The 20,714-nt window shown below is 73.3% G+C and carries 17 protein-coding genes; all 17 read right to left on the reverse strand.

The window, feature by feature from the left end:
- Window positions 1-1,209: an acetylornithine transaminase gene (locus G011_RS0124295; RefSeq protein ID WP_019610742.1), complete on the reverse strand. Its 1,209-nt coding sequence runs from the start codon at window positions 1,207-1,209 to the stop codon at window positions 1-3.
- Complete coding sequence (argB, locus tag G011_RS0124300) at window positions 1,206-2,207, reverse strand: acetylglutamate kinase (protein WP_019610743.1); 1,002 nt, start codon at window positions 2,205-2,207, stop codon at window positions 1,206-1,208. The genes G011_RS0124295 and argB overlap by 4 nt, the downstream gene beginning before the upstream one ends.
- On the reverse strand, window positions 2,204-2,974 hold the full coding sequence (locus G011_RS0124305; RefSeq protein WP_019610744.1) for a bifunctional ornithine acetyltransferase/N-acetylglutamate synthase: 771 nt from the start codon (window positions 2,972-2,974) through the stop codon (window positions 2,204-2,206). Before G011_RS0124305 ends, argB begins: the two co-directional genes overlap by 4 nt.
- A complete protein-coding gene (gene argC, locus G011_RS0124310; RefSeq protein ID WP_019610745.1) occupies window positions 2,971-3,999 on the reverse strand; it encodes an N-acetyl-gamma-glutamyl-phosphate reductase in 1,029 nt (342 codons plus the stop codon). Before argC ends, G011_RS0124305 begins: the two co-directional genes overlap by 4 nt.
- 377 nt (window positions 4,000-4,376) lie before the next feature.
- The gene (locus G011_RS0124315) at window positions 4,377-5,795 is read right to left on the reverse strand and encodes an FAD-binding oxidoreductase (protein WP_019610746.1); all 1,419 of its coding nucleotides are present in this window, start codon (window positions 5,793-5,795) and stop codon (window positions 4,377-4,379) included.
- A gap of 196 nt (window positions 5,796-5,991) precedes the next feature.
- Window positions 5,992-6,498: a MarR family winged helix-turn-helix transcriptional regulator gene (locus G011_RS0124320; RefSeq protein WP_026338617.1), complete on the reverse strand. Its 507-nt coding sequence runs from the start codon at window positions 6,496-6,498 to the stop codon at window positions 5,992-5,994.
- Between the two features lie 247 nt (window positions 6,499-6,745).
- The gene (locus G011_RS0124325; RefSeq protein WP_019610748.1) at window positions 6,746-7,972 is read right to left on the reverse strand and encodes an aspartate aminotransferase family protein; all 1,227 of its coding nucleotides are present in this window, start codon (window positions 7,970-7,972) and stop codon (window positions 6,746-6,748) included.
- Between the two features lie 511 nt (window positions 7,973-8,483).
- Complete coding sequence (pheT, locus tag G011_RS0124330; RefSeq protein WP_019610749.1) at window positions 8,484-10,970, reverse strand: phenylalanine--tRNA ligase subunit beta; 2,487 nt, start codon at window positions 10,968-10,970, stop codon at window positions 8,484-8,486.
- Complete coding sequence (gene pheS, locus G011_RS0124335) at window positions 10,970-12,088, reverse strand: phenylalanine--tRNA ligase subunit alpha (protein ID WP_026338618.1); 1,119 nt, start codon at window positions 12,086-12,088, stop codon at window positions 10,970-10,972. The genes pheT and pheS overlap by 1 nt, the downstream gene beginning before the upstream one ends.
- A gap of 186 nt (window positions 12,089-12,274) precedes the next feature.
- On the reverse strand, window positions 12,275-13,498 hold the full coding sequence (locus tag G011_RS0124340; protein ID WP_019610751.1) for a HAMP domain-containing sensor histidine kinase: 1,224 nt from the start codon (window positions 13,496-13,498) through the stop codon (window positions 12,275-12,277).
- Between the two features lie 536 nt (window positions 13,499-14,034).
- Complete coding sequence (locus G011_RS0124345) at window positions 14,035-14,886, reverse strand: RNA methyltransferase (RefSeq protein WP_019610752.1); 852 nt, start codon at window positions 14,884-14,886, stop codon at window positions 14,035-14,037.
- 10 nt (window positions 14,887-14,896) lie between these two features.
- Entirely contained in the window at window positions 14,897-15,268 is a 372-nt protein-coding gene (gene rplT, locus G011_RS0124350) for a 50S ribosomal protein L20 (RefSeq protein ID WP_013154085.1), read from the reverse strand.
- Window positions 15,269-15,429: 161 nt separating this feature from the next.
- Entirely contained in the window at window positions 15,430-15,624 is a 195-nt protein-coding gene (gene rpmI / locus G011_RS0124355) for a 50S ribosomal protein L35 (RefSeq protein ID WP_013154086.1), read from the reverse strand.
- Window positions 15,625-15,804: 180 nt separating this feature from the next.
- Window positions 15,805-16,389, reverse strand: a complete 585-nt coding sequence (gene infC, locus G011_RS0124360; protein ID WP_081461740.1) for a translation initiation factor IF-3 — start codon at window positions 16,387-16,389, stop codon at window positions 15,805-15,807.
- Window positions 16,390-16,789: 400 nt separating this feature from the next.
- Window positions 16,790-17,626 carry a shikimate dehydrogenase gene (locus G011_RS0124370; RefSeq protein ID WP_019610754.1) on the reverse strand — a complete coding sequence of 279 codons (837 nt, stop codon included), beginning with the start codon at window positions 17,624-17,626 and terminating at the stop codon, window positions 16,790-16,792.
- A gap of 12 nt (window positions 17,627-17,638) precedes the next feature.
- Window positions 17,639-20,161 carry an endolytic transglycosylase MltG gene (mltG, locus tag G011_RS32680; RefSeq protein WP_019610755.1) on the reverse strand — a complete coding sequence of 841 codons (2,523 nt, stop codon included), beginning with the start codon at window positions 20,159-20,161 and terminating at the stop codon, window positions 17,639-17,641.
- Window positions 20,161-20,646 carry a Holliday junction resolvase RuvX gene (gene ruvX, locus G011_RS0124380; RefSeq protein WP_019610756.1) on the reverse strand — a complete coding sequence of 162 codons (486 nt, stop codon included), beginning with the start codon at window positions 20,644-20,646 and terminating at the stop codon, window positions 20,161-20,163. Before ruvX ends, mltG begins: the two co-directional genes overlap by 1 nt.
- Window positions 20,647-20,714 lie beyond the last annotated feature (68 nt).

Raw genomic sequence — 20,714 nt, forward strand, 5'->3', positions numbered from 1 at the left:
CTACTGCTGCTCCTTCGTCGCTGCGGCCTCGGCTGCGTCCAGGATGGTGGGCAGCGCCTCGATGAACAGGCCGATCTGTTCGGGTGTGATGACCAGGGGCGGGGCGATCCGGATCGCGTGCGGCGCCACGGCGTTGACGAGGAAACCGCGGACGGCCGCCTGTTCCTGCACGTGGGCGGCGTGCGGTGCGGTGAGCTCCAGGGCCCGCCACAGTCCGCTGCCGCGCTGTCCGGCCAGCAGGGGGTGGTCGATGGTGTCGAGCTGCTCGGCGAGCAGGTCGCCCATGACGGCGGTGTGGGCGAGCAGGTTCTCGCTCTCGATGGTGTCGAGGACGGCGAGGGCCGCCGCGCAGGCCACCGGGTTGCCGCCGAAGGTGGAGCCGTGGTCGCCCTTGGCGAAGGCGTCGGCGTAGCGGCCGAAGCCGACGCAGGCGCCGATGGGCAGGCCGCCGCCCAGGCCCTTGGCGAGGGTGAGCACGTCGGGACGCACGTCCTCGGCCTGGTGGGCGAACCAGAGGCCGGTGCGGCCGATGCCGCTCTGGATCTCGTCGAGGACGAAGGCGGCGCCGGTGTCGTCGCAGATCCGCCGGACCCCGGCGAGGTATCCCTCGGGGGCGGGGACGACCCCGGCCTCGCCCTGGGTGGGTTCGGTGAACACCGCGACGCAGTGCTCGTCGACGGCTTCGGCGAGGGCGTCCAGGTCGCCGTGGGGCACGAAGCGCACGTCCATGCCGAAGGGGCCGAAGGGCTCGCGGATGGCCTCCTTGCCGGTGAGGGCGAGGGCGCCGGAGGTGCGGCCGTGGAAGCCGTGGGACGCGGCGACGAAGTAGTGGCGGCCGGGCCCGGCGGCGCGCTTGACCAGCTTGAGCGCGGCCTCGTTGGCCTCGGTGCCGGAGTTGGTGAAGAAGACCTTGGCGTCGCCGCCCACGAGGCCGATCAGGCGCTCGGCCAGTTGGACCTCGCGTTCGTGGACGAACAGGTTGCTGGTGTGGGCGAGCGTGGCCGCCTGGTGGGCGACCGCCTTGACCAGTGCGGGGTGCCCGTGTCCGAGGCTGGAGACGGCGATCCCGGCGATGAGGTCGAGGTACTGGCGGCCGTCGGCGTCGTAGACCTCGCAGCCGCGCCCGAGGGTGAGGGCGATGGGCGGGACGCCGTAGGTGGGCATGAGCGAGGCCGCGAAGCGCTCGCGCAGGTGGGAACCGTTGGTCACTGTGCGCCTCCTGCGTTGGTGACGGTGGTGTGGTTGTTGCGCCAGGGGCGCGGAGCGTGGTCGTTGCCCGCGAGCAGGGCGGCCTCCAGTTCCTCGTCGGCGACCATGGTGCCCACGCCCTGGTCGGTGAAGACCTCCAGGAGCAGGGAGTGGGGCACGCGGCCGTCGATGATGTGGGCCTGGGGGACGCCGCCCTCCACGGCGTTCAGGCAGGCCTCCATCTTGGGGAGCATCCCCGAGGACAGGGAGGGCAGCAGCGCGCGCAGCTCGTCGGCGTTCAGACGGCTGATCAGCTCGGTGTTGCTGGGGTAGTCGGAGAACAGGCCCTCGACGTCGGTGAGCACGATGAGCTTGCTGGCGCCCAGGGCCACCGCGAGGGCGGAGGCGGCGGTGTCGGCGTTGACGTTGTAGACGCCGCCGTCGTCGGCGCGGGCGACGCTGGAGACCACGGGGATGCGGCCGTCGTCCAGGAGCGCGGCGACGGCTCCGGGGTCGACCCCGGTGATCTCGCCGACGCGGCCGATGTCGACGGTCTCTCCGTCCACCTCGACGGTCTTGCGCACGGCGGACAGCAGGTTGGCGTCCTCGCCGGACATGCCGACGGCGAAGGGGCCGTGCTGGTTGACCAGGCCGACGATCTCGCGGTTGACCTGGCCGGTGAGGACCATGCGGACGATGTCCATGGCCTCGTCGGTGGTCACGCGCAGCCCGGCGGTGAAGGTGGACTCCACCCCGGCGCGTTCGAGCTGGGCGCTGATCTGGGGTCCGCCGCCGTGCACGACGACGGGGCGCAGGCCCGCGTAGCGCAGGAAGACGACGGACTCGGCGAAGCGGGCCCGCAGTTCCTCGCTGATCATGGCGTTGCCGCCGTACTTGACCACGACGGTGCGGCCGTGGAAGCGGGAGAGCCAGGGCAGCGCCTCGATGAGGTGGGCCGCCTTGTCCAGGGCATGGGCCCTGGCCGGGTCGTCGGTGGTGTGGGGTGAGCGCGCGATCATGAGTTCTGGGCCCGGTCGTGGTCGGTGGCGGGGGTGTCGGCGCGCAGCTGGGTGGCCAGCTCGGCCAGCACCTCGGTGAGCAGTGCGGCGAGGTCGTCCTCGCGGGGGGACGTGCCGCTGGCTCCGCTGGCCATGAGCAGCACGGTGTCGTTGGCGGCGGTCAGGGGGTCGAGGGAGGCCGCGACGGCGTCGGCGAGCAGGCGTCGGCACTGGTCGGCGGTGACGTCGGCGTCGGTGGTGAGCACGCACAGCGCGGTGGACAGGGAGGCGTCCGGGCCCTTGGCCATGGCGCCGACGGTGTAGCCGTCGCCGCGCCGGAAGGCGATCTTGGCGACGGTGTCGGTGGTGCGGATCGCGTCCGCGGCGTCCAGCCCGCCGCCGCGCGAGGCCTGGGCCAGGGCGGCGGTGACGCCCCGGAGCAGGGCGTCGGGACCGGTGCGCCCGCCCACGGGTCCGGCGGAGCAGAGCACGACCTCGGCGGCGGAGTCGTCGAGCAGGTCCGCGGTGTGCTCGGCGGCGGCGTGGACCTCCTGGAAGCCCGCGTCGCCCCCGCCGGAGTCGATGACGGCGGCGCGCACGCGCTCGCCGAGGAGGACCTGCTGGGACCACAGGACGGGGGCGGCCCTGTCCTCGGCGGCGGTGAAGACGGCTCCGGCGGCACGGGAGGGGCCGTCGTTGACGACCACGGCGACGTCCCGGGCGCCGCCGTCCCTGAGCCCGGCGGCGACCCCGGCCGCCCGGAAGCCGCGGGGCGCGGTGACGCTCACGGGGCGACCGCCGCGAGCGGGAGGCCGGTGTCCTCGGGCAGGCCGAGGGCGAGGTTGGTGCTCTGGACGGCGCCGCCCGCGGTGCCCTTGGTGAGGTTGTCCAGGGCGGCGACGGCGACCATGCGGCCCGCGTCGGGGTCGACGGTGACCTGCACGAGGGTGGTGTTGGCGGCGAGCGTCATGGCGGTGCTGGGCCAGGTGCCCTCGGGGAGCAGGTGGACGAAGGGCTCGTCGGCGTAGGCGGTCTGGTAGGCCGCGCGGACCCGCTCGGCGGTGACGCCCTCCTTCAGGGGCGCGGTGCAGGTGGCCAGGATGCCGCGGGGCAGCGGGGCCAGGACCGGGGTGAAGGAGAGCCGGACCGGTTCGCCGGTGACCGCGGTGAGGTTCTGGACGATCTCGGGGTTGTGCCGGTGGGTGCCGCCGACCCCGTAGGGGCTGAGCGCGCCCATGACCTCGCTGCCGACGAGGTTGGGCTTGGGCGCCTTGCCCGCGCCGGAGGTGCCGGTGACGGCGACGACGGTCAGGTCGGGCTCGACGAGCTGTTCGGCCAGTCCCGGGAAGAGGGCCAGTGTGGCGACGGTGACGTGGCAGCCGGGGACGGCGACGCGGCGGGCGCCGGTGAGTCGCTCGCGCTGTCCGGGGAGTTCGGGGAGACCATAGGGCCAGGTCCCGGCGTGCGGGGTGCCGTAGAAGCGTTCCCAGGCGGCGGCGTCGTTGAGGCGGAAGTCGGCGCCGCAGTCGACCACGAGGGTGTCGTCGCCGAGCTGCTGGGCGATGTCGGCGGACTGGCCGTGCGGGAGGGCCAGGTAGACGACGTCGTGGCCGCGCAGCTCCTCGACGGTGGTGGGCGCCAGGATCCGGTCGGCCAGCGGCAGCAGGTGCGGCTGGTGCTGGATGAGGGGGGTCCCGGCGTTGCCTCCTGCGGTGACCGCGCCGATGGAGATCTCGGGGTGTCCCAGGAGCAGGCGCAGCAGCTCGCCTCCCGCGTAGCCGCTGGCTCCGGCGATGGCCGCTGTGTGTCCCATGGTGGTGCCCCCTGATCAGTTCGACTGAACTATCATGCACTCACATGCAAATGTATGCAACCAGATTCGCCGAGGCCCCCACCACTGTGCGCGGGGTCTCATGGCGACCGATCGGTGTGCTGGGAATGCCCCCGGGGCCAGGGCAGAGCGCTCCGGTGGCCGTCACCACGCGTCCGTGTGCGTACGGATTCCCCGTCCGCACCGGGGGTGCCCCTTTTCGGGCGACCCCGGCCAGGCACCCGTAGAAGCCGGGCTGAGCCTGGAGTCAGCGCGGTCGGCGCGGGACCTCCCGGTGACAGCGACCACGCCCCCTGGAACCCGGGCTGGCGGGAAGGCCCCGGGGGCTGGCGTACGACCTCCCCGCGCCACTCCCCGCGTCAGCGGCCCGAGATACGGGTGGCGATCCCGGCCAGACGCGAGGTGTGCGCCCTGTCCTCGGTCCGCGACTCGCGGCGGTCGGCGCTCCGGTACAGCCCGTGGATGACCTGCGTGCCCACCCAGCGCAGGGGCTCGGGCTCCCAGCCGCGGTCGCGGTGGCCCACCCACGGCAGGCGGGTCAGGTCGGTCTCGCGGCGCAGGACCAGGTCGCGCAGGGTGCGCCCGGCCAGGTTGCTGGCGGCCACGCCGCTGCCCGCGTAGCCGCCCGCCCAGCCCAGGCCGGTCTCGGCGTCCATATGCACGGTGGGACGCCAGTCGCGCGGCACCCCCAGCACGCCGGACCAGGCGTGCTCGACCGGCACGTCGGCCACGTCGGGGAACATGCGGGTGAGCGCCCGCCACAGTTCGGCGATGGCCTGCGGCTGGGTGGCGCCCTCCTCCTGGGCCGAGCCGAAGCGGTGCGGGACGCCGCGCCCGCCGATCGCGATGCGGTCGTCGGCCGTGCGCTGGGCGTAGACGTGGGAGTGGGCGGTGTCGCCCAGCAGCTCCCGGCCCTCCCAGCCGATCTTCTCCCACAGTTCGGCGGGAACGGGCTCGGTGACGATCATCGAGGAGTTCACCGGCTGCCAGTCGCGGCGCTGGCCGCGCAGGGTGGAGGTGAAGCCCTCGGTGGCGCGCACGACGTGGTCGGCGTAGACGGTGCCGTGCCCGGTGACGACCGCTGGGCGGGCCGCGCCCTGGCGGGGGCGGATCTCCTCCACCTCGGTGCCCTCGAAGAGGGCCACGCCCAGGTCCTCCACCACCCGGGCCAGCCCCGTGACCAGCTTGGCGGGCTGCACGCGGGCGGCGTGCGGCGAGTAGGCGCAGGCGACGGCCCCGGACACCGACAGCCGGGGCTCGTGCTCACCGTCGAGCAGGTGGATGTCGTCGGGCCAGTAGCCCCACTCCTGGAGGTACTCGATGTCCTCGGCCAGGCGCTGGCGCTGGGCGGCGTTGGTGGCCACCAGGCGCATGCCGCCGCGGACGACGTCGGCGTCGACGCCCTCGGCCTCGGCGACCGAGACCACCTCGGTGACGGTGTCCATCATCGCCCGTTGCAGGGCGACCATCGCGGCCTTGCCGTGTGACTGCGCGTAACGCTCGCGGGAGCCCGCGAACTCCGCGGACAGCCACCCTCCGTTGCGGCCCGAGGCGCCGAACCCGGCGAACTCGCGTTCGACCACCGCCACGCGCAGGTCCGGCTGCTCCTTCTTGAGGTAGTAGGCGGTCCACAGGCCCGTGTACCCGGCTCCGACCACGCAGACGTCGTAGTCAGCGGTGCCGGGCAGGGGTGCGCGGCGCTCGGGGAGCCCGGTCTCGCGGAACCAGAAGGAGACGCCTCCGTTGGCGAAGCGCGAGGACCGTGGAATCGCTCTCATCTGCGCGGCAGTAGTGAACAGTCCCATGTTTCCCCCCGAAAAACTGTGCGCTCACGGTCCACCCCGCGGGACCCACGAACTTCCGCCAACCTACACGGGAACGGCGGCCGGTGGGATGTCCTCCCCGCCTTCGGGTCCGGTGGCGCACCGGCAGGGCGTGGATTCGGCTACCGAGAGTTCCGACACGAACGCGCCGTCAGCAGCAGGAGCTGTCACGGAGCGTACGCGCGATGGCGGCGAGCTGGTGCACCCCGTCCTCGCCGAGCGGGCCCAGGACGTGTTCGCGCAGCCGTTCGACGTGTCTGGTGCGCGCCTGGCCGATGAAGTCCAGGCCGCTGTCGGTGAGGACGGCGTAGACGACCCGGCGGTCCGAGGCGCAGTTCTCCCGTTCCAGGTAGCCCTCGCGCTCCAGGCGGTCCGCAAGCTTGGTGAACCCGCCCGTGCTCAGGCTGACCTCACGGGCCAGGCGGCTCATGGGCAACCGGTGGCCGGGGGTGCGCTGGAGGCGTATGAGCACCTCGAACCACGGCCCGGCCATGTCCTTGCCGTCCGGGGTGATGCCGCCCAGGAGCTTGGGCTGAACGACGTTCATGGCCTCGTGGACCAGCCCCCATGCGGTGATGAGGTCGTCGTCGCTCGTCGCGCCGCCCGTGTCACCCGCCCCGCTCGCGCTGCCCGTGGCCTCGATCGGCTCTGTGGTCATGTCCGCTCCCTGTCCCTCCCCGGGGCGGACGCCGACGCGCATCCAACCCACAAGAAATATCTTCCCAGTAAATTTTACTCGACGCGGAACGTTTCGCCCAGTGGATTTGTCCCGAACACGTCACACCCGGCGCGCGGAGTCGCGCACCGGGTCGGGAAGGCGGCTGTGGGAAGGGGGCGGAGGAGGGCGGCCTCGGAACGAGGTCTCCTCCACGGGGCCCCGCCGGCGACACGGCGGGGCCCCGTGGTCAGTGTCGGGCCGCGACCGCGTCCAGCGCGGCCGACAGGGTGGACACCATGTGGTCGATCTGCTCCCAGGTGATGATGAGCGGCGGCGAGACGAGCAGCGCCGTCGGGATCGGCCGTACGATCACACCGCGGGCCCGCGCCTCGGTGAACACCTCCTGGGTGGTGATCCCCCGCTCGTTCAGTGCCTCCTCGGTGAGTTCCACCGCGCCCATGACGCCCAGGCCCGAGCGGACCTCGGCCACCATCGGGTGGTCGGCCAGGCCGCGCAGGGCGCCGTCCAGCTGGCGCTCGATCTCCAGCGACACCGTGAACAGGTCCTCGCGCTCCAGGATGTCCAGGTTGGCCATCGCCGCCGCGCACGCCGTCGGGTGTCCGGCGTAGGTGGTTCCGTGCAGGAACGGGTTGCCCTCCCCGTTGTAGAAGGGGTCGGCCACGCGTCCGCTGACCACGACGCCGCCCAGCGGCAGGTACCCGCTGGAGACGCCCTTGGCGAAGACGATCATGTCCGGGTCGACACCGAAGCGCTCGATGCCGAACCAGTTCCCCAGCCGGGCGAAACCGCAGATGACGCTGTCCACGACGAACAGCACGCCGTACTTGTGGCAGATCCGCGACACCTCGGCGAAGTAGTTCTCCTCCGGCAGGAAGACCCCGCCCGCGCCGACCACCGGCTCGGCGAAGAAGGCCGCGACCCGCTCGGGGCCGACCCTGAGGATCTCGGCCTCCAGGGCCTCGGCCGAGTCGTGGGGCACCACGGAGGTGTCCTCGACCAGCCTGCCGTAGCCGCTGCGGAACCGGTCCATGCCCGAGATGCTCGTGCCGAACCCGTGCAGACCGTGGTAACCGCCGGTCCGGCTGATCAGGTGGGTGCGCCCGGGCTGGCCGGTCACCGCCCAGTACCGCCGCGCCAGCTTGGCGGCCGTGTCGATGGACTCCCCTCCCCCGCAGGTCAGGATCACCCGCGGGTCGGCCACCGGGGCGTGCGAGGCCAGGCGTTCGCACAGTTCCACGGCGGGCCCGTTGGCGAAGTCCCCGTAGACCGTGTAGGCGTCCAGGGTGCTGATCTGGCGGTGGACCGCGTCCGCGATCTCGGTACGGCCGTGGCCGACGTTGCAGTACCAGAGGCTGGCGGTACCGTCCAGGTAGCGGTCCCCGGAGCTGTCCCAGAGCCACACGCCCTCGGCGCGGGCCACCATGAACTCCGGACCCCTGACCACCGTGTTCATATCGCAGAAGGTGTGCCAGAGACGGCTGGGCTCCCGCTGTTGCGTGGGAGTGAGTGCGGACGAGACAACCGTTTCGGTCATATGGCGACCTCCGAGCCGTGTCATGCGCGAGAGCGCAGTGGAAAACTCAGGTTGATCCAGCCTGCACACGGGCGCCCGTTGGTGGCAGGTGCTTGCAGGCTAAGCGTGCGACCCGCTTCACAGCAAGAGCCAAAACGAAGATCCATGCCCCGAAACACAAACTTCATTCCGGTTACCCTCGGGGGTCAGCGCCAAAACCCTTGCTGGGCTGGAAAAACTCGCCGAAAAACAATCTGGAATCTGGGCCCGCCACCGGAGCTTTCACCGACACGGCTGGCGTGGCGTGACGGTGTGCGACCTGCGCGCCACACGCGGCGCGCGGCCCCGCGTACACACGAGGGCGGGGCCGGCCACCCCGTACTCGGGAAGTGACCGGCCCCGCCCTGACCCAAACACCCGCGCCTCGACCGCGCGGAACAGCCCTTCCGCGTCAGCCGCGCAGGACGGCCCCCGTGCGCTCGGTCGCCAGGGCGACGGCCGCGTCGCGGGCCGCTCCGGCCTCCTCCGCCGTCAGCGTCCGGTCGGCGGCCCGGAAGCGCAGGGCGAAGGCCACCGACTTGCTGCCCTCGCCGACCTGGTCGCCGGTGTAGACGTCGAACAGGCGCACGCTCTCCAGCAGTTCACCGGCGCCCTCGGCCAGCGCGGCGCTGACCCGCCCGACCGGCACCGAGGAGTCCACGACCAGGGCCACGTCCTGCGTGGCCACCGGGTACGTGGAGATCTCCGGCGCGGTGACCGGGGTGCGGGCCCGCTCGATCCGGTCGAGTTCGACCTCCACCGCGGCCGTGCGCTCGGGCAGCCCGAAGGCCTGGACGGTACGCGGGTGCAGCTCTCCGGCATGGCCCACGAGCAGGCGCTCGCCGTCCACGCGCACGTACAGCGCGGCGCAGCGGCCCGGGTGCCACGGGGCGTGCTGGTCGGCCTCGACCTCCAGCTCGACCCCCGCCACGCGGGCGACGTCGCGCGCGGTCTGGATCGCGTCGGCCCAGCCGGCCTCCCGGCCCGGGCCCCACCATCCGGCGCGTTCGGCGTGGCCGGAGATCACCGCGCCCACCCGGCGCGGCTGGTCCGGCAGGGCCGCCTCGATCCGGGCCAGCTCCTCGGCGTCGGGCCCGCGGTCCACCGCGAGCATGGGAGCGCGGGGGGCGCCGGGCTTAGGCCGGTAGACCAGGCCCGTCTCGTACAGGGCCACGTCGGTGAACCCGCGGCCCGTGTTGCGGGCCAGCGCCTTGAACAGCCCCGGCAGCAGCGTGGTGCGCAGCAGCGGCTCGCCCTCGTTGAGCGGGTTGGCCAGGCGCAGGGCGACGCGGCGGTCGTCGTCGGCCGCCAACTGGAGGCCGTCGAGGTCGCGTTCACCGACGAAGGGGTAGTTCAGCACCTCGTGGAAGCCGGTCCCGGCCAGGGTACGGCCGACCGCGCGGCGCAGACGCTGGCTCGCGGTCAGGCCGCGGCCCGAGGCGCGCGGGCGGATCGAGGGGATGTTCTCGTAACCCTCGAAGCGGATGACCTCCTCGGCGAGGTCGTTGGGGTCGGTGATGTCGGGTCGCCAACTGGGCGGAACGACCCTCAGCAGGTCCCCGTCGGCCTCCACCTCGCAGCCGACGGCGCGCAGCCAGCGCTGCGTGGTGCCCTCGGGGTAGTCCACCCCGGCGACGGCGCCCGCGTGGGAGGCCCGTACCGTGACCGGCTCGCGCGCGGCGGTGCGGTCCAGGTGGGTGTAGGCGGTCTCGACGGTGGCGCCGCCCAACTCCGCGAGCAGTTCGACCGCGCGGGTGGCGGCGGCCAGCTGCACGGCCGAGTCCACGCCCCGCTCGAAACGGCGGGAGGACTCCGAGGACAGCTGGTGGCGCCGCGAGGAGCGGGCGATGTGCATGGCGTCGAAGTGCGCGGCCTCGACCAGCACCTCGGTGCTGGTCAGGGAGATCTCCGTGGTCAGGCCGCCCATGACCCCGGCGATGTTGACCGGGCCGCTGTCGTCGGCGATGACGATGTCGTCGGTGTCCAGGGAGCGCTGGACGTGGTCCAGGGTCTCCAGCTTCTCCCCCGCCTCGGCGGCGCGCACCCGCAGGGCCCCCCGCAGCTGGGCGCGGTCCCAGGCGTGCAGCGGCTGGCCGAGTTCGAGCATCACGTAGTTGGTGACGTCGACGGCCAGGGAGATGGGGCGCACGCCGCACTGGTGCAGGCGGCGCTTCATCCACAGCGGACTGGGCGCGTCGGGGTCGAACCCGGTGGCGCCGCGCAGGACGTAGCGGTCGCACAGGTCCGGGTCGATCTCGGCGGGGTGGCCCTCGCCGCCGGACTCGGCGACGGCGACGTCGGCCGGGTCGTGGAAGTCCACCCCGTACAGCGCGGCGGCGTCGCGGGCCACGCCGCGCAGGGACAGCGCGTAGCCGCGGTCGGGCGTGACGGCGATGTCCAGGACGTCCTCGCGCAGGCCGAGCGGCCCGATGGCGTCCTCGCCCACCGCGCCGAAGCCCTCGGGCAGCACGATGATGCCGCTGTGGTCCTCCCACAGGCCCAGCTCGCTGGCCGAGCAGATCATGCCCGCCGACATCCGGCCGTAGGTCTTGCGCGCGCCGATCCGGAAGCCGCCGGGCAGTTCGGCGCCGGGCAGGCAGACCACGACCAGGTCGCCCTCGGAGAAGTTGCGGGCGCCGCAGACGATCTCCTGCGGCTCTCCGGTGCCGTTGGCCCCGCCCACGTCCACCCGGCAGTAGCGGATGGGCTTCTTGAACCCGGTCAGCTCCTCGATCTCCAGCACGCGGCCGTACACGATGGGGCCGGTGATGTCGGAGCCGAGCTCGTCGACGGTCTCGACCTCCAGGCCCGCCAGCGTGAGGCGGCCGGCGAGTTCGCGGGCGGTGGTGCCGACCGGAAGGTCGACGTACTCCCGCAGCCAGCTCAGGGGGACGCGCATCAGTTCTCACTCCCGAACGCCGAGGTGAAGCGGATGTCGCCCTCGACCATGTCGTGCATGTCGCGCACCCCGTGCGCGAACATCAGTGTCCGTTCGATTCCCAGGCCGAAGGCCCAGCCCGTGTAGACCTCGGGGTCCACGCCCGCGGCGGTGAGCACGCGGGGGTTGACCACGCCGCAGCCGCCGATCTCGATCCAGCCCTCGCTGGAGCAGGTGCGGCAGGGCGCGTCCGGGTCGCCCACGGAGGCGCCCCGGCACACGAAGCACTCCATGTCGACCTCGGCGGAGGGCTCGGTGAAGGGGAAGTAGGAGGCGCGGAAGCGCGTGCGCAGTCCCTCGCCGAACACGCCCTCGACGTAGGCGTCGATGGCCCCGCGCAGGTGGGCCAGGGTGACGCCCCGGTCCACGACCAGGCCCTCCAGCTGGTGGAAGACGGGGCTGTGGGTGGCGTCGAGCTCGTCGGTGCGGAAGGTCTTGCCGGGCGCGACCACGTACACCGGCAGCTCCCGCGAGAGCAGGGCGCGGATCTGCACCGGCGAGGTGTGCGTGCGCATGACCAGGCCGGCCTCGCCCCCGTCCGGGCCCTGCACGAAGAAGGTGTCCTGCATGGTGCGGGCGGGGTGGTCGGGCTTGAAGTTGAGGGCGTCGAAGTTGAACCACTCGGCCTCGACCTCGGGGCCCTCGGCGATCTCGAAGCCCATGCCGACGAAGATGTCGGCCACCCGCTCGGCGACGGTGGTCAGCGGGTGGCGGGAGCCGCGCGGCGCCCGGTCCCAGGGCAGGGTGACGTCGACGCGCTCCTCGATGAGCACGCGCTCGTCGCGCTCGGCCTCCAGGACGGCCTGGCGGGCCTTGAGCGCCTGGCCGACGTCGCGGCGGGCGCCGCCCACGCGCTTGCCCGCGTCGGCCTTGGCCGCGGGGGGGAGGGCGCCGATCTCCCGGTTGGCCAGGGCCAGCGGGGAGCGGTCCGAGGCGTGCGCGAGCCGGACCTCCTTGAGTTCGGCGAGGTCGGCTGCCGCCTCGACGGCGGCCAGCGCCTCCTCGCGCATGCGGGCGACCTCGTCGGGGTGCAGGGAGGTCACCTCGACGGGGTCGAAGGAATTGTTCGGTGCAGACATGGTTGGTTGCCTCGCCGCCGACGTCCCCGGCTTGGAGGACGGGCGGCAGTCACGGTCCGCGGCGGGGCGGACGAAGCCGACAGGAAGAGCACAGGCGGATTTCGGGCGGGCCCGGCCGAGGACGTGTGTCACCGAGCCCGGGGCACGCCGTTGCGCCCACCGGGGAGGCTGGAGGGTCTGAGTGCCTCAGACGAACTCGGGTGCCCCGGCGGGCATGGTAAATCGGAACTCCGCGCCGCCGCTGGGGGCGCGTCCGACGGTGATCGTGCCGCCGTGGGCCTCGACGAGGCCCTTGACGATGAACAGTCCGAGGCCGGTCCCGCCCCGGCGCTTGCTGCGCCAGAACTGGCGGAAGACGCGCGGAATGGTCTCGGGCGCTATGCCCTGGCCCTCGTCGCGCACCGACACCGCTGTTCCTCCCTCGCAGGGCTCGATCACCACACTGACAGTACCAGCGCCGTGCCGCACCCCGTTTTCCACGAGGTTGGCCAGGATCTGCTCGATCTTGTCGGCGTCGAGCCACATGCGCGGCAGCTCCCCCCGGGTCTCGACCCGGAAGCGCTCCTCCGGTTCGCCGGAGGCGACCCGGCCGGCGACGACCCGGCGCACGGCGTCGGGCAGGTCCACCACCTGGCGGCGCACCTCCAACCGGCCCGACTCTATGCGGGAGACGTCGAGCAGGTCGTGGATGAGGCGGGTGACGCGGTCGGCGTCGGCGTTGACCGTCTCCAGCATGAACAGCTTCTGCTTGTCGGTGAGCCGCTCCCACTTGGCGAGCAGGGTCGAGGTGAAGCCCTTGACGCTGGTCAGGGGTGAGCGCAGTTCGTGGGCGACCTCTGAGACCAGGTCGGCGCGGGAGCGCTCGGCGTGCGCGGAGGCGTCCCGCAGGGTGATGACCAGGCGGACGAGCTCTCCCCCGGGGCGGGCGCGTACGTAGCGCGCGGCGACGAGCACCTCGCGGTCGTCGGGCAGCAGGAGGGCGCGCTCGGCCTGGCGGACGCGGTCGCGCGCGCCGCCGTAGGGGTCGCTGGCCTGCCACCAGTCGTTTCCGTCGACGCCCACGAGGGGCAGGACGGCGCGGTAGTCGCGGCCCAGGGCGGACTCGGCGGGGATGCCCAGGACCTGGGCGGCCTGGGTGTTGAAGAGTACGACGCGACCACGGGAGTCGGCCACCACGACGCCGTCGGGCAGGTCGTCGGCGTGCAGCGGAGTGCCGCCCGGTCCGGCGGGCGAGCCGCCGTCGACCTCCCACAGGGCCGCGGGGACCCGCTCGCTCGCGCGGGGCCCGGGAGCGCTCTCGGCGGGGACGTCCACGGCCGGTCCGGCTCCGTGCCCGGGGTCGTCCGGGGAGTGAGCGGTCCCGCTGCCCGAGTCCTCCGCCGGGTGGTCCACCTGCCGGCCGCTGCCCACGCCTCTCCCCGCCCCCCTTGAAGGTCCACGACCACAGGCTCCTGGGCCGAGAACCGCTGACCGGTCGTATCCGCGACACCCGTGGACACCACCGCAGGTTGTCTACCCTGCACTTCCACCTGGTACGCCTCGCGACCCGGGAACGGGCGCCCGACGACAGACGAGCGTACAAGCCCCCCTGCGACGGCCCGTCGCCCGGGAACGGGGATCACGGGCCTCAGCACACGGCGCGTGCTCACACCATGTCGTCAAGCCTGCCCGGTGGGACAGGAAGGACACGGCGTCGCACCCGCGACACGGGTAGCCCGTCGGACCCCACGCGCGACGCGCATGGACACTCCCGCGATCCCCAGGCCCCGACCCTATAGGCACGCGGTGCCGATGCACGTGCACTTCGGGCGAACCCGGTACCCGGAATCCGCACGGGCACCGGCGGCCGGGCCCGCGCACGGGAGTTCCGCGAACGCGCCCGCCTCGTTACACACAGTCACCATGCGCGTCGTGAGCTGGGCCGATCCGAACCCGTCCGGCCCGGCTCAGGAACGCCGCTGCTGCCGCGCGGTGGTGTAGAGGCAGACCGCGGCCGCGGTGGCCAGATTCAGGCTTTCGGCCCCGCCGTAGATCGGGACGCTGACCGCGCCGTCGGTCAGGGCGACGGTCTCCTCGGGCAGTCCCCAGGCCTCGTTGCCGAACACCCAGCCGACCGGGCCGTCCAGGTCGCCGCTGTCGGCGACGGCGTGCAGGTCGCGCTGGCCGCTGCCGTCCGCGGCCCACACCCGGGCGCCCACGCCGCGCAGGAAGTCGGCGGCGCGCGCCACGGGGACGCCCACGACCACGGGCAGGTGGAACAGGCTTCCGGCGGAGGCCCGCACGCACTTGCCGTTGTAGGGGTCGACGGAGGCGTCGGTGAAGATGACGACGTCGGCCCCGGCCGCGTCGGCGGTGCGCAGCACCGTGCCCGCGTTGCCCGGGTCGCGGACGTGGGAGAGCACGGCCGCGAGGCGGACGTCGCCGACCCGCTCCAGGGGGACGTCGACGAACTCGCAGACGGCGATGACCCCCTGCGGGGTGACCGTCTGGGCCAGTTCCGACATCACGTCCAGGCTGACCCTGTGGGTGGGCACGTCCACCGCGCGGGCGGCGTCCACCAGGTCGATGTGGCGCTGCATGGCCTCCGCGGTGGCGTAGACCTCGACCACGCCGGGGGCGGCCCCTCCGTGGGGGGACCGCCCCTGGGCACCGTCGACCGCCGCGGCCAGGGCCTCGCGCACAGCCTGCGGGCCCTCGGCGAGGAAGCGCCGCTCGCGTTGGCGGAAGGTGCGCTTGGCGAGCCGCCGAACCCCCTTGATCCTGGGTGAGCGGATGCTCGTGAACTCGTGGCTCGCCATCACCGCTCGCTTAGGCCGCGGCCTCGGCGGGGAGGGCCTTCTTGGCCGTCTCCACCAGGCTGGCGAAGGCGGCCTGGTCGTTGACCGCCAGCTCGGCGAGCATGCGGCGGTCGACCTCGATGCCGGCCAGCTTCAGACCCTGCATGAAGCGGTTGTAGGTCAGGCCCTGGGCGCGGGAGGCGGCGTTGATGCGCTGGATCCACAGGCGACGGAACTGCCCCTTGCGGTCCTTGCGGTCCCGGTAGGAGTAGGTCATCGAGTGGAGCATCTGCTCCTTGGCCTTGCGGTACAGGCGCGAGCGCTGCCCGCGGTAGCCGCTGGCCCGGTCGAGGACGACCTTGCGCTTCTTCTTGGCGTTGAGAGCCCGCTTCACGCGTGCCACTGGAACTCCCTAGTTGTCTCTTCCGGCGCGCGCGGCGCGCCGACCGGCCCGGCTGCGTCGAACCCGGCGACCGTGTTGCTTCGGTGGTTCCCTCACGGAGGCCGTCACCGCACCGACCGTGACCGATGGGTGGGCGCTTCCGCGGAGGGGAGGGCCCGGGACTACTTGCCGAGCAGCTTGCGCATGTTCTTGGCGTCCGCGGGGGAGAGCACGGCCTCGTTGCCCAGCTTGCGCTTGCGCTTGGAGGTCTTGTGCTCAAGGATGTGGTTCTTGTTGGCACGGCGGCGCATGATCTTGCCGGAGCCGGTGACCTTGAAGCGGTCCTTGGCCCCACTGTGGGTCTTGTTCTTCGGCATGTCGCCGTCGTCTCCTACTCCGTCGGAGTGCCACCCGCCCCGAGGGGGCGGCTGACACGGTTCTTCCGCTGCTGTGGCGGGGACACCGCGCGTCGGGGCGCCGCATCCGGGCCGTGCGCGCGCAGCCCTTCTCACCACCCGGTCCCTACCGGCGACCGGGCGGTGGAGGACTCCGCGTCGCTAGGCGTCCGTGCTCTGCTCGCGGCGGGTCTTGTCCCCCGCCGCCGCGCGGGCCTCGGCCTTGTGCTCGGACCGCCGCTTGTGCGGGCCGATCACCATGACCATGTTGCGACCGTCCTGCTTGGGCTGCGACTCCACGGTGCCGAGGTCCTGGACGTCCTCGGCCAGGCGCGCCAGCAGTCGGCGGCCCAGCTCGGGCCGGGACTGCTCACGGCCGCGGAACATGATCGTCACCTTGACCTTGTCACCGCTCTTGAGGAACCGCACCACGTGACCCTTCTTGGTCTCGTAGTCGTGCGGGTCGATCTTCGGGCGGAGCTTGATCTCCTTGATGATCGTGTTCGACTGGTTCTTGCGCGACTCACGGGCCTTGACCGCGGACTCGTACTTGAACTTGCCGTAGTCCATCAGCTTGGCGACCGGCGGGCGCGCGGTCGGTGCGACCTCGACGAGGTCGAGGTCGGACTCCTGGGCCAGACGCAGGGCGTCCTGCACGGAGACGATGCCGACCTGCTCGCCGTTGGGTCCGACGAGACGGACCTCGGGCACCCGGATGCGGTCATTGATGCGGGGCTCTGCGCTGATGAGACCCCTCCCTAGCTATGTCGATTACCTGGGACCGGTCGCCCGCCTGGTGGTGGACGGCCATGTGGACCGGGCCGCCCTCGTCCGTCGGGCCGCCGGTCGAGTCGGGGTCCGCATACAGCGAAAACCCCGCCAGCGTGTGCAAGCGGGGTGATCCGACCGGATATTCCCAGCGAGGTCGCGCGCGAGGACCGGGCACCCTGGACACGGGTGCTCGGTCGACGTAACGCGGCGCGGTCGATCGCCGGGCCGGAACCTACGCGGGCGGTACCCGGCAGGTGGGAGGATCATCTCCGCTTGCGGCTCCGGTGTGGGACACACCGGACCAAGTCGATACCTCATCGTACCAGTGTCCGGAGCCCGTTCGTCCCACCCGGGCGGGCGCCCTCTCCGGCCGTGCTCAGGCGGAGACGGAGCGGCGGGCCAGTTCGGCCTCACCCGCCGCGCGCATGGCCTCCACGGGCACGTCGTCCACACCGGTCATCAGGCGGACCTGCTCGACGGCCTGGTGCAGGAGCATGGGGAAGCCGCCGACCACGCGGCCGCCGCGCGCGGCGACGGCCGCGGCGGCGCGGGTGGGCCAGGGCGAGTAGACGACGTCGAACAGGTCTGCGCGCGAGGCGGCGAGCAGGTCGGCGTGGAGGTCGGCCGCGCCCGAGGGCAGGGAGGACACGACCAGGTCCACGTCCAGGTGCTTGTCCACCTCGGCGAGCGGCGCCACCTCCAGCGGGTGGCCCGTGCGGCGGGCCGCGGCGGCCACCTGCCCGGCCCTGGCCGGGTCGCGGGCCAGCACGGTGACCGGCGCGGTCAGGCCGAGCAGGCGCAGCGCGACGAGGGCGGAGGCCGCCGTGGCCCCGGCGCCCAGGACGACCGCGCTGCGGGGGGCGTCGGCCCCGGCCTCGGCCAGGGCCGCGGTGATCCCCGCCACGTCGGTGTTGTGGGCGTGCCACTCACGCCCGCGGCGGACCAGGGTGTTGGCGCCGCCCGCCTGGAGGGCCAGGTCGGAGACCGTCTCGGCCAGCTCCAGGGCGCGGCGCTTGAGCGGCATGGTCAGGGACAGCCCCGCCCACTCCCCGCCGAGTCCGGCGAGGAAGGGCGCGAGCTCCTCCTCACCGCACTCGTGCAGGCCGTAGGACCACTCGTCCAGGCCCATCGCCGCGTAGGCGGCGGTGTGCAGGACCGGTGAGAGCGAGTGGGCCACCGGCGAGCCCAGGACGGCGGCGCGCACCGTTGCCATGTCAGCGTCTCCCTACCACTCGGCCTGGTTCTCGGCCACCATCTGGTTGTGCTCCTCCAGGGTCGTGGAGAAGCCGGTGTGACCGTTCTCGGGGTCGACGAGCGCGAAGTAGAGGTAGTCCTCGTCCGCCGGTTCCAGGGCCGCCTCGATGGCGTCCTGTCCGGGGGCCACGAACGGCCCGGCGGGCAGTCCGGTCATGCCGTAGGTGCTGTAGCCGCGCGGGTCGGCCTCGCAGGAGGCGCGCTGCTCGTCGTTGAGGAAGGTGCCCTCCTCACCCAGGACGTAGAAGCACGTGCTGTCCATCTGGAGCTGCATGCCCTCCTCCAGGCGGTTGTGCACGACCGCGGAGATGAGGGGCATGTCCTCCTTGGTGCCGGTCTCGGCCTGGACGATGGCCGCGATCGCCATGACCTCGTTGGCGTCGTAGCCCAGCGCCTCGGCCCTGCCCTCCAGGTCGATCTCCTCGGCGACCTGGGTGTGCTGGGTGACCATCGTCTTGAGCACCGAGAGCGCGTCGGCGCCCGGGTCGAACCGGTAGGTGGACGGGAACAGGTAGCCCTCGGGCCCCTCGCTGGCGTAGTCGGGCAGGCCGAGTTCGTCGGTCTGGGCGTAGGCCGCGTCCAGCTCCTCGACGCTCAGGTCGGTGGCCTCGGAGATCCTCTCGAAGATCCCGTCCGTGCGCAGCCCCTCGGGGATGGTGACGCGCCCGCCGACGCGGCTGGCCGGGTCGAGCAGGGCGGCCACGGCGGCCTCGCCGCTCATGCCCTGGGCCAGGGAGTAGGTGCCGGGGGCCAGTCCGGAGCCGAGCTCCTCCTCGGGGACGGCGTCCAGCGCGTTGAGGAACGCGCGGGGGCTGGCCACGATCCCGGCCTCGGCGAGGTTCTCTCCCACGACCGAGCCCGCGTCGCCCTGCTCGATGACGAACACGGTCTCGCCGCTGCCCTGGCCGTCGAAGTCGGCGGGCAGGACATAGGTGCGGATGACGGCGTAGCCACCGCCCGCCACGACCAGGAGCAGGACCAGGGCCAGCACGATGGTCAGGGCGCGGCTCCTGCGGCGGCGCTTCCTGCCGCCCTTGCCCGCGTTGGCGCGGGCCCTCTTGAGCTCCTTGGCCTTCTTGCGGCTGCTGCGTCCGCCCCCGTAGGCCTCGGCGATGTCGGCGAGGTTGGGCTCCTCGTACTCGTCCTCCTCCTCGTCCTCCTCCGGCTCCTCGCGGCGGCCGCGCCTGCGGCGGCCTCCGCGCCGACCGTCGTCGGCCGCGGACGCGCGGCGTGAGCGGCGGGGACGGGGCTCGGACTCCTCCTCGGGGGCCTCCTCGGCCAGGGTCTCGTCGGGCTCCTCCTCGGGGGCCTCGTCCTCCTGCGGGGCCTCCTCCTCCACGGGGGCGCCGCGCCTGCGGCGGCCTCCGCGGCGGCGGCCTCCCCGGTCCGCCTCCGCCTGCCTGCGGCGGGAGCGGCGCGAACGCGGCTCGGAGTCCTCCTGCGGCTCCTCGTCGGGGTCCTGGGCCTCGAACACGCCGGAGTCGGGCTCCGGGGACTCGGCGAAGGCGTCGGTGCCGGGGAAGGCGCCGCTGTCGGCGGGGGCGTCGGAACGCTCGTCCCACGGGTCTCGATCGGCGCGGGCGCGGCGGCTGCGACGGGCCGGGGGCTCCTCGACCGCGGCGAACGCGCCGGTGTCGGCGGAGCCGCTGACGCCGGGGAAGGTCCCGGAGTCGAAGACGCCGCTGTCCTCGGGGGCGTCGTCCAGGAAGCCGCCGGTGGGCTCGTCGTCGCGCCTGCCGCGCCTGCGGCGCGCGCGACGGCCGCGGGGCTCCTCCTCGGGGGGCGGAGCCGCGGCGGCGGGCGCCTCGTCGGCCGGGGCGCCGCGCCTGCGGCGCCCTCCGCCGCGGCGGGGCTCCTCGGGTTCGGGCTCGGGTTCGGGCTCGGGTCCGGGGCGGGCACGGCGGCCGCGCCGGGGAGGCTCCTCCTCCCCGGAGGAAGCCGCCGCGGGGCCCTGCGCGGGCCGGGCGGGTGCGGCGGCCTCGCCCAGGTTGGCCAGGGCGGCCAGGGCGTCCTGGGTCGGGTCGCCCGCCGGACCGTCCTGGCGGGAGCGCGCGGGGCCCTGGGGGCGGGGAGACGGGGGCTCCTGGGACCGGGGCGTCTCCGGGGTCTGACGGCGGGGGGCGCTGGAGCGGGCGGCGCGTCCACCGCGCAGGGCGTCGGCGGCACCGCCGCGTCGGGTGGGGCCCGAGGGACCGGAGGGGCCGGAAGGTCCGGAAGGGCCTTCCGCCGGCGGCTCGGCACGGTGGCGGCGCCCGGACGGCTGTCCTTCGGGGCTCAGCGGGTCGTACCCACCGCCGCGGGATGCGTGCCGGGAGGTGCGGAACTCACCCGTGCCGGAGTCCTCGTTCCAGTCCGCCGGTTCGGGGCGCGCCCTGCGGCCGCGCGAGGGCGGCTGCGCGGGCGGGGGGCCGCTGAGCGGGTCGTAGTCGTAACCGCGCTCGCGGTCGCCTCGCCCACGATAGGGAGTGTCGGGGTAGTCATCCCTGTCGTTCATCATTCTCCCTGGCTGGAGCGGACGATCTCGCCCGGGGGATGGCCTGTTGACCGTTCCTGGTCCAAGGCGCTCTGGAGGAGCACGGTGGCGGCGGCCTGGTCGATGACCGACCTGCGGGCCCGGCCGCCCTTGGCGCCCTTGGCGGCGAAGGAGGCGCCGGAGAGCAGTTGGCTCTGGGCGGTCACCGTGGTGAGGCGTTCGTCGACCAGGCGGACGGGGACGGGGTGCAGGAGAGCGGCGAGCGTGCGCGCGAACTCCCTCGCGGAGCGGGCCGCCGGGCCCTCCTCCCCCGACAACGAGGCGGGGTAGCCCACCACGACCTCCCGTGCCTGCCGTTCCAGGACCAGCAGGGCGATGCGCTGCGTGTCGCCCTTTCCCCTCCGGACGGTCTCGACCGGGCTGGCGAGCATGCCGCTGGGGTCGCTCGCGGCGACTCCGATGCGTGCGTTGCCGGGGTCGACGGCCAGGCGCACACCGTGCCTCACGAGGACCTCTTCCCGGAACCGGGAGCGGTGCTCGGGCGGGCCGTGCCGTTGCGGACACGGCACCGCGG

The organism is Nocardiopsis sp. CNS-639, assembly GCF_000381685.1.
GTDB lineage: Bacteria > Actinomycetota > Actinomycetes > Streptosporangiales > Streptosporangiaceae > Nocardiopsis > Nocardiopsis dassonvillei.

Coding starts and splice junctions, on each gene's coding strand:
- argB (WP_019610743.1), bottom strand. CDS start 2,207: ATGATCGCGCGCTCACCCCACACCACCGACGACCCGGCCAGGGCCCAT.
- pheT (WP_019610749.1), bottom strand. CDS start 10,970: ATGCGCGTCCCCCTGAGCTGGCTGCGGGAGTACGTCGACCTTCCGGTC.
- rpmI (WP_013154086.1), bottom strand. CDS start 15,624: ATGCCGAAGAACAAGACCCACAGTGGGGCCAAGGACCGCTTCAAGGTC.
- pheS (WP_026338618.1), bottom strand. CDS start 12,088: ATGTCTGCACCGAACAATTCCTTCGACCCCGTCGAGGTGACCTCCCTG.
- G011_RS0124345 (WP_019610752.1), bottom strand. CDS start 14,886: ATGGCGAGCCACGAGTTCACGAGCATCCGCTCACCCAGGATCAAGGGG.
- mltG (WP_019610755.1), bottom strand. CDS start 20,161: ATGAACGACAGGGATGACTACCCCGACACTCCCTATCGTGGGCGAGGC.
- G011_RS0124315 (WP_019610746.1), bottom strand. CDS start 5,795: ATGAGAGCGATTCCACGGTCCTCGCGCTTCGCCAACGGAGGCGTCTCC.
- G011_RS0124325 (WP_019610748.1), bottom strand. CDS start 7,972: ATGAACACGGTGGTCAGGGGTCCGGAGTTCATGGTGGCCCGCGCCGAG.
- G011_RS0124320 (WP_026338617.1), bottom strand. CDS start 6,498: ATGACCACAGAGCCGATCGAGGCCACGGGCAGCGCGAGCGGGGCGGGT.
- argC (WP_019610745.1), bottom strand. CDS start 3,999: ATGGGACACACAGCGGCCATCGCCGGAGCCAGCGGCTACGCGGGAGGC.
- G011_RS0124370 (WP_019610754.1), bottom strand. CDS start 17,626: ATGGCAACGGTGCGCGCCGCCGTCCTGGGCTCGCCGGTGGCCCACTCG.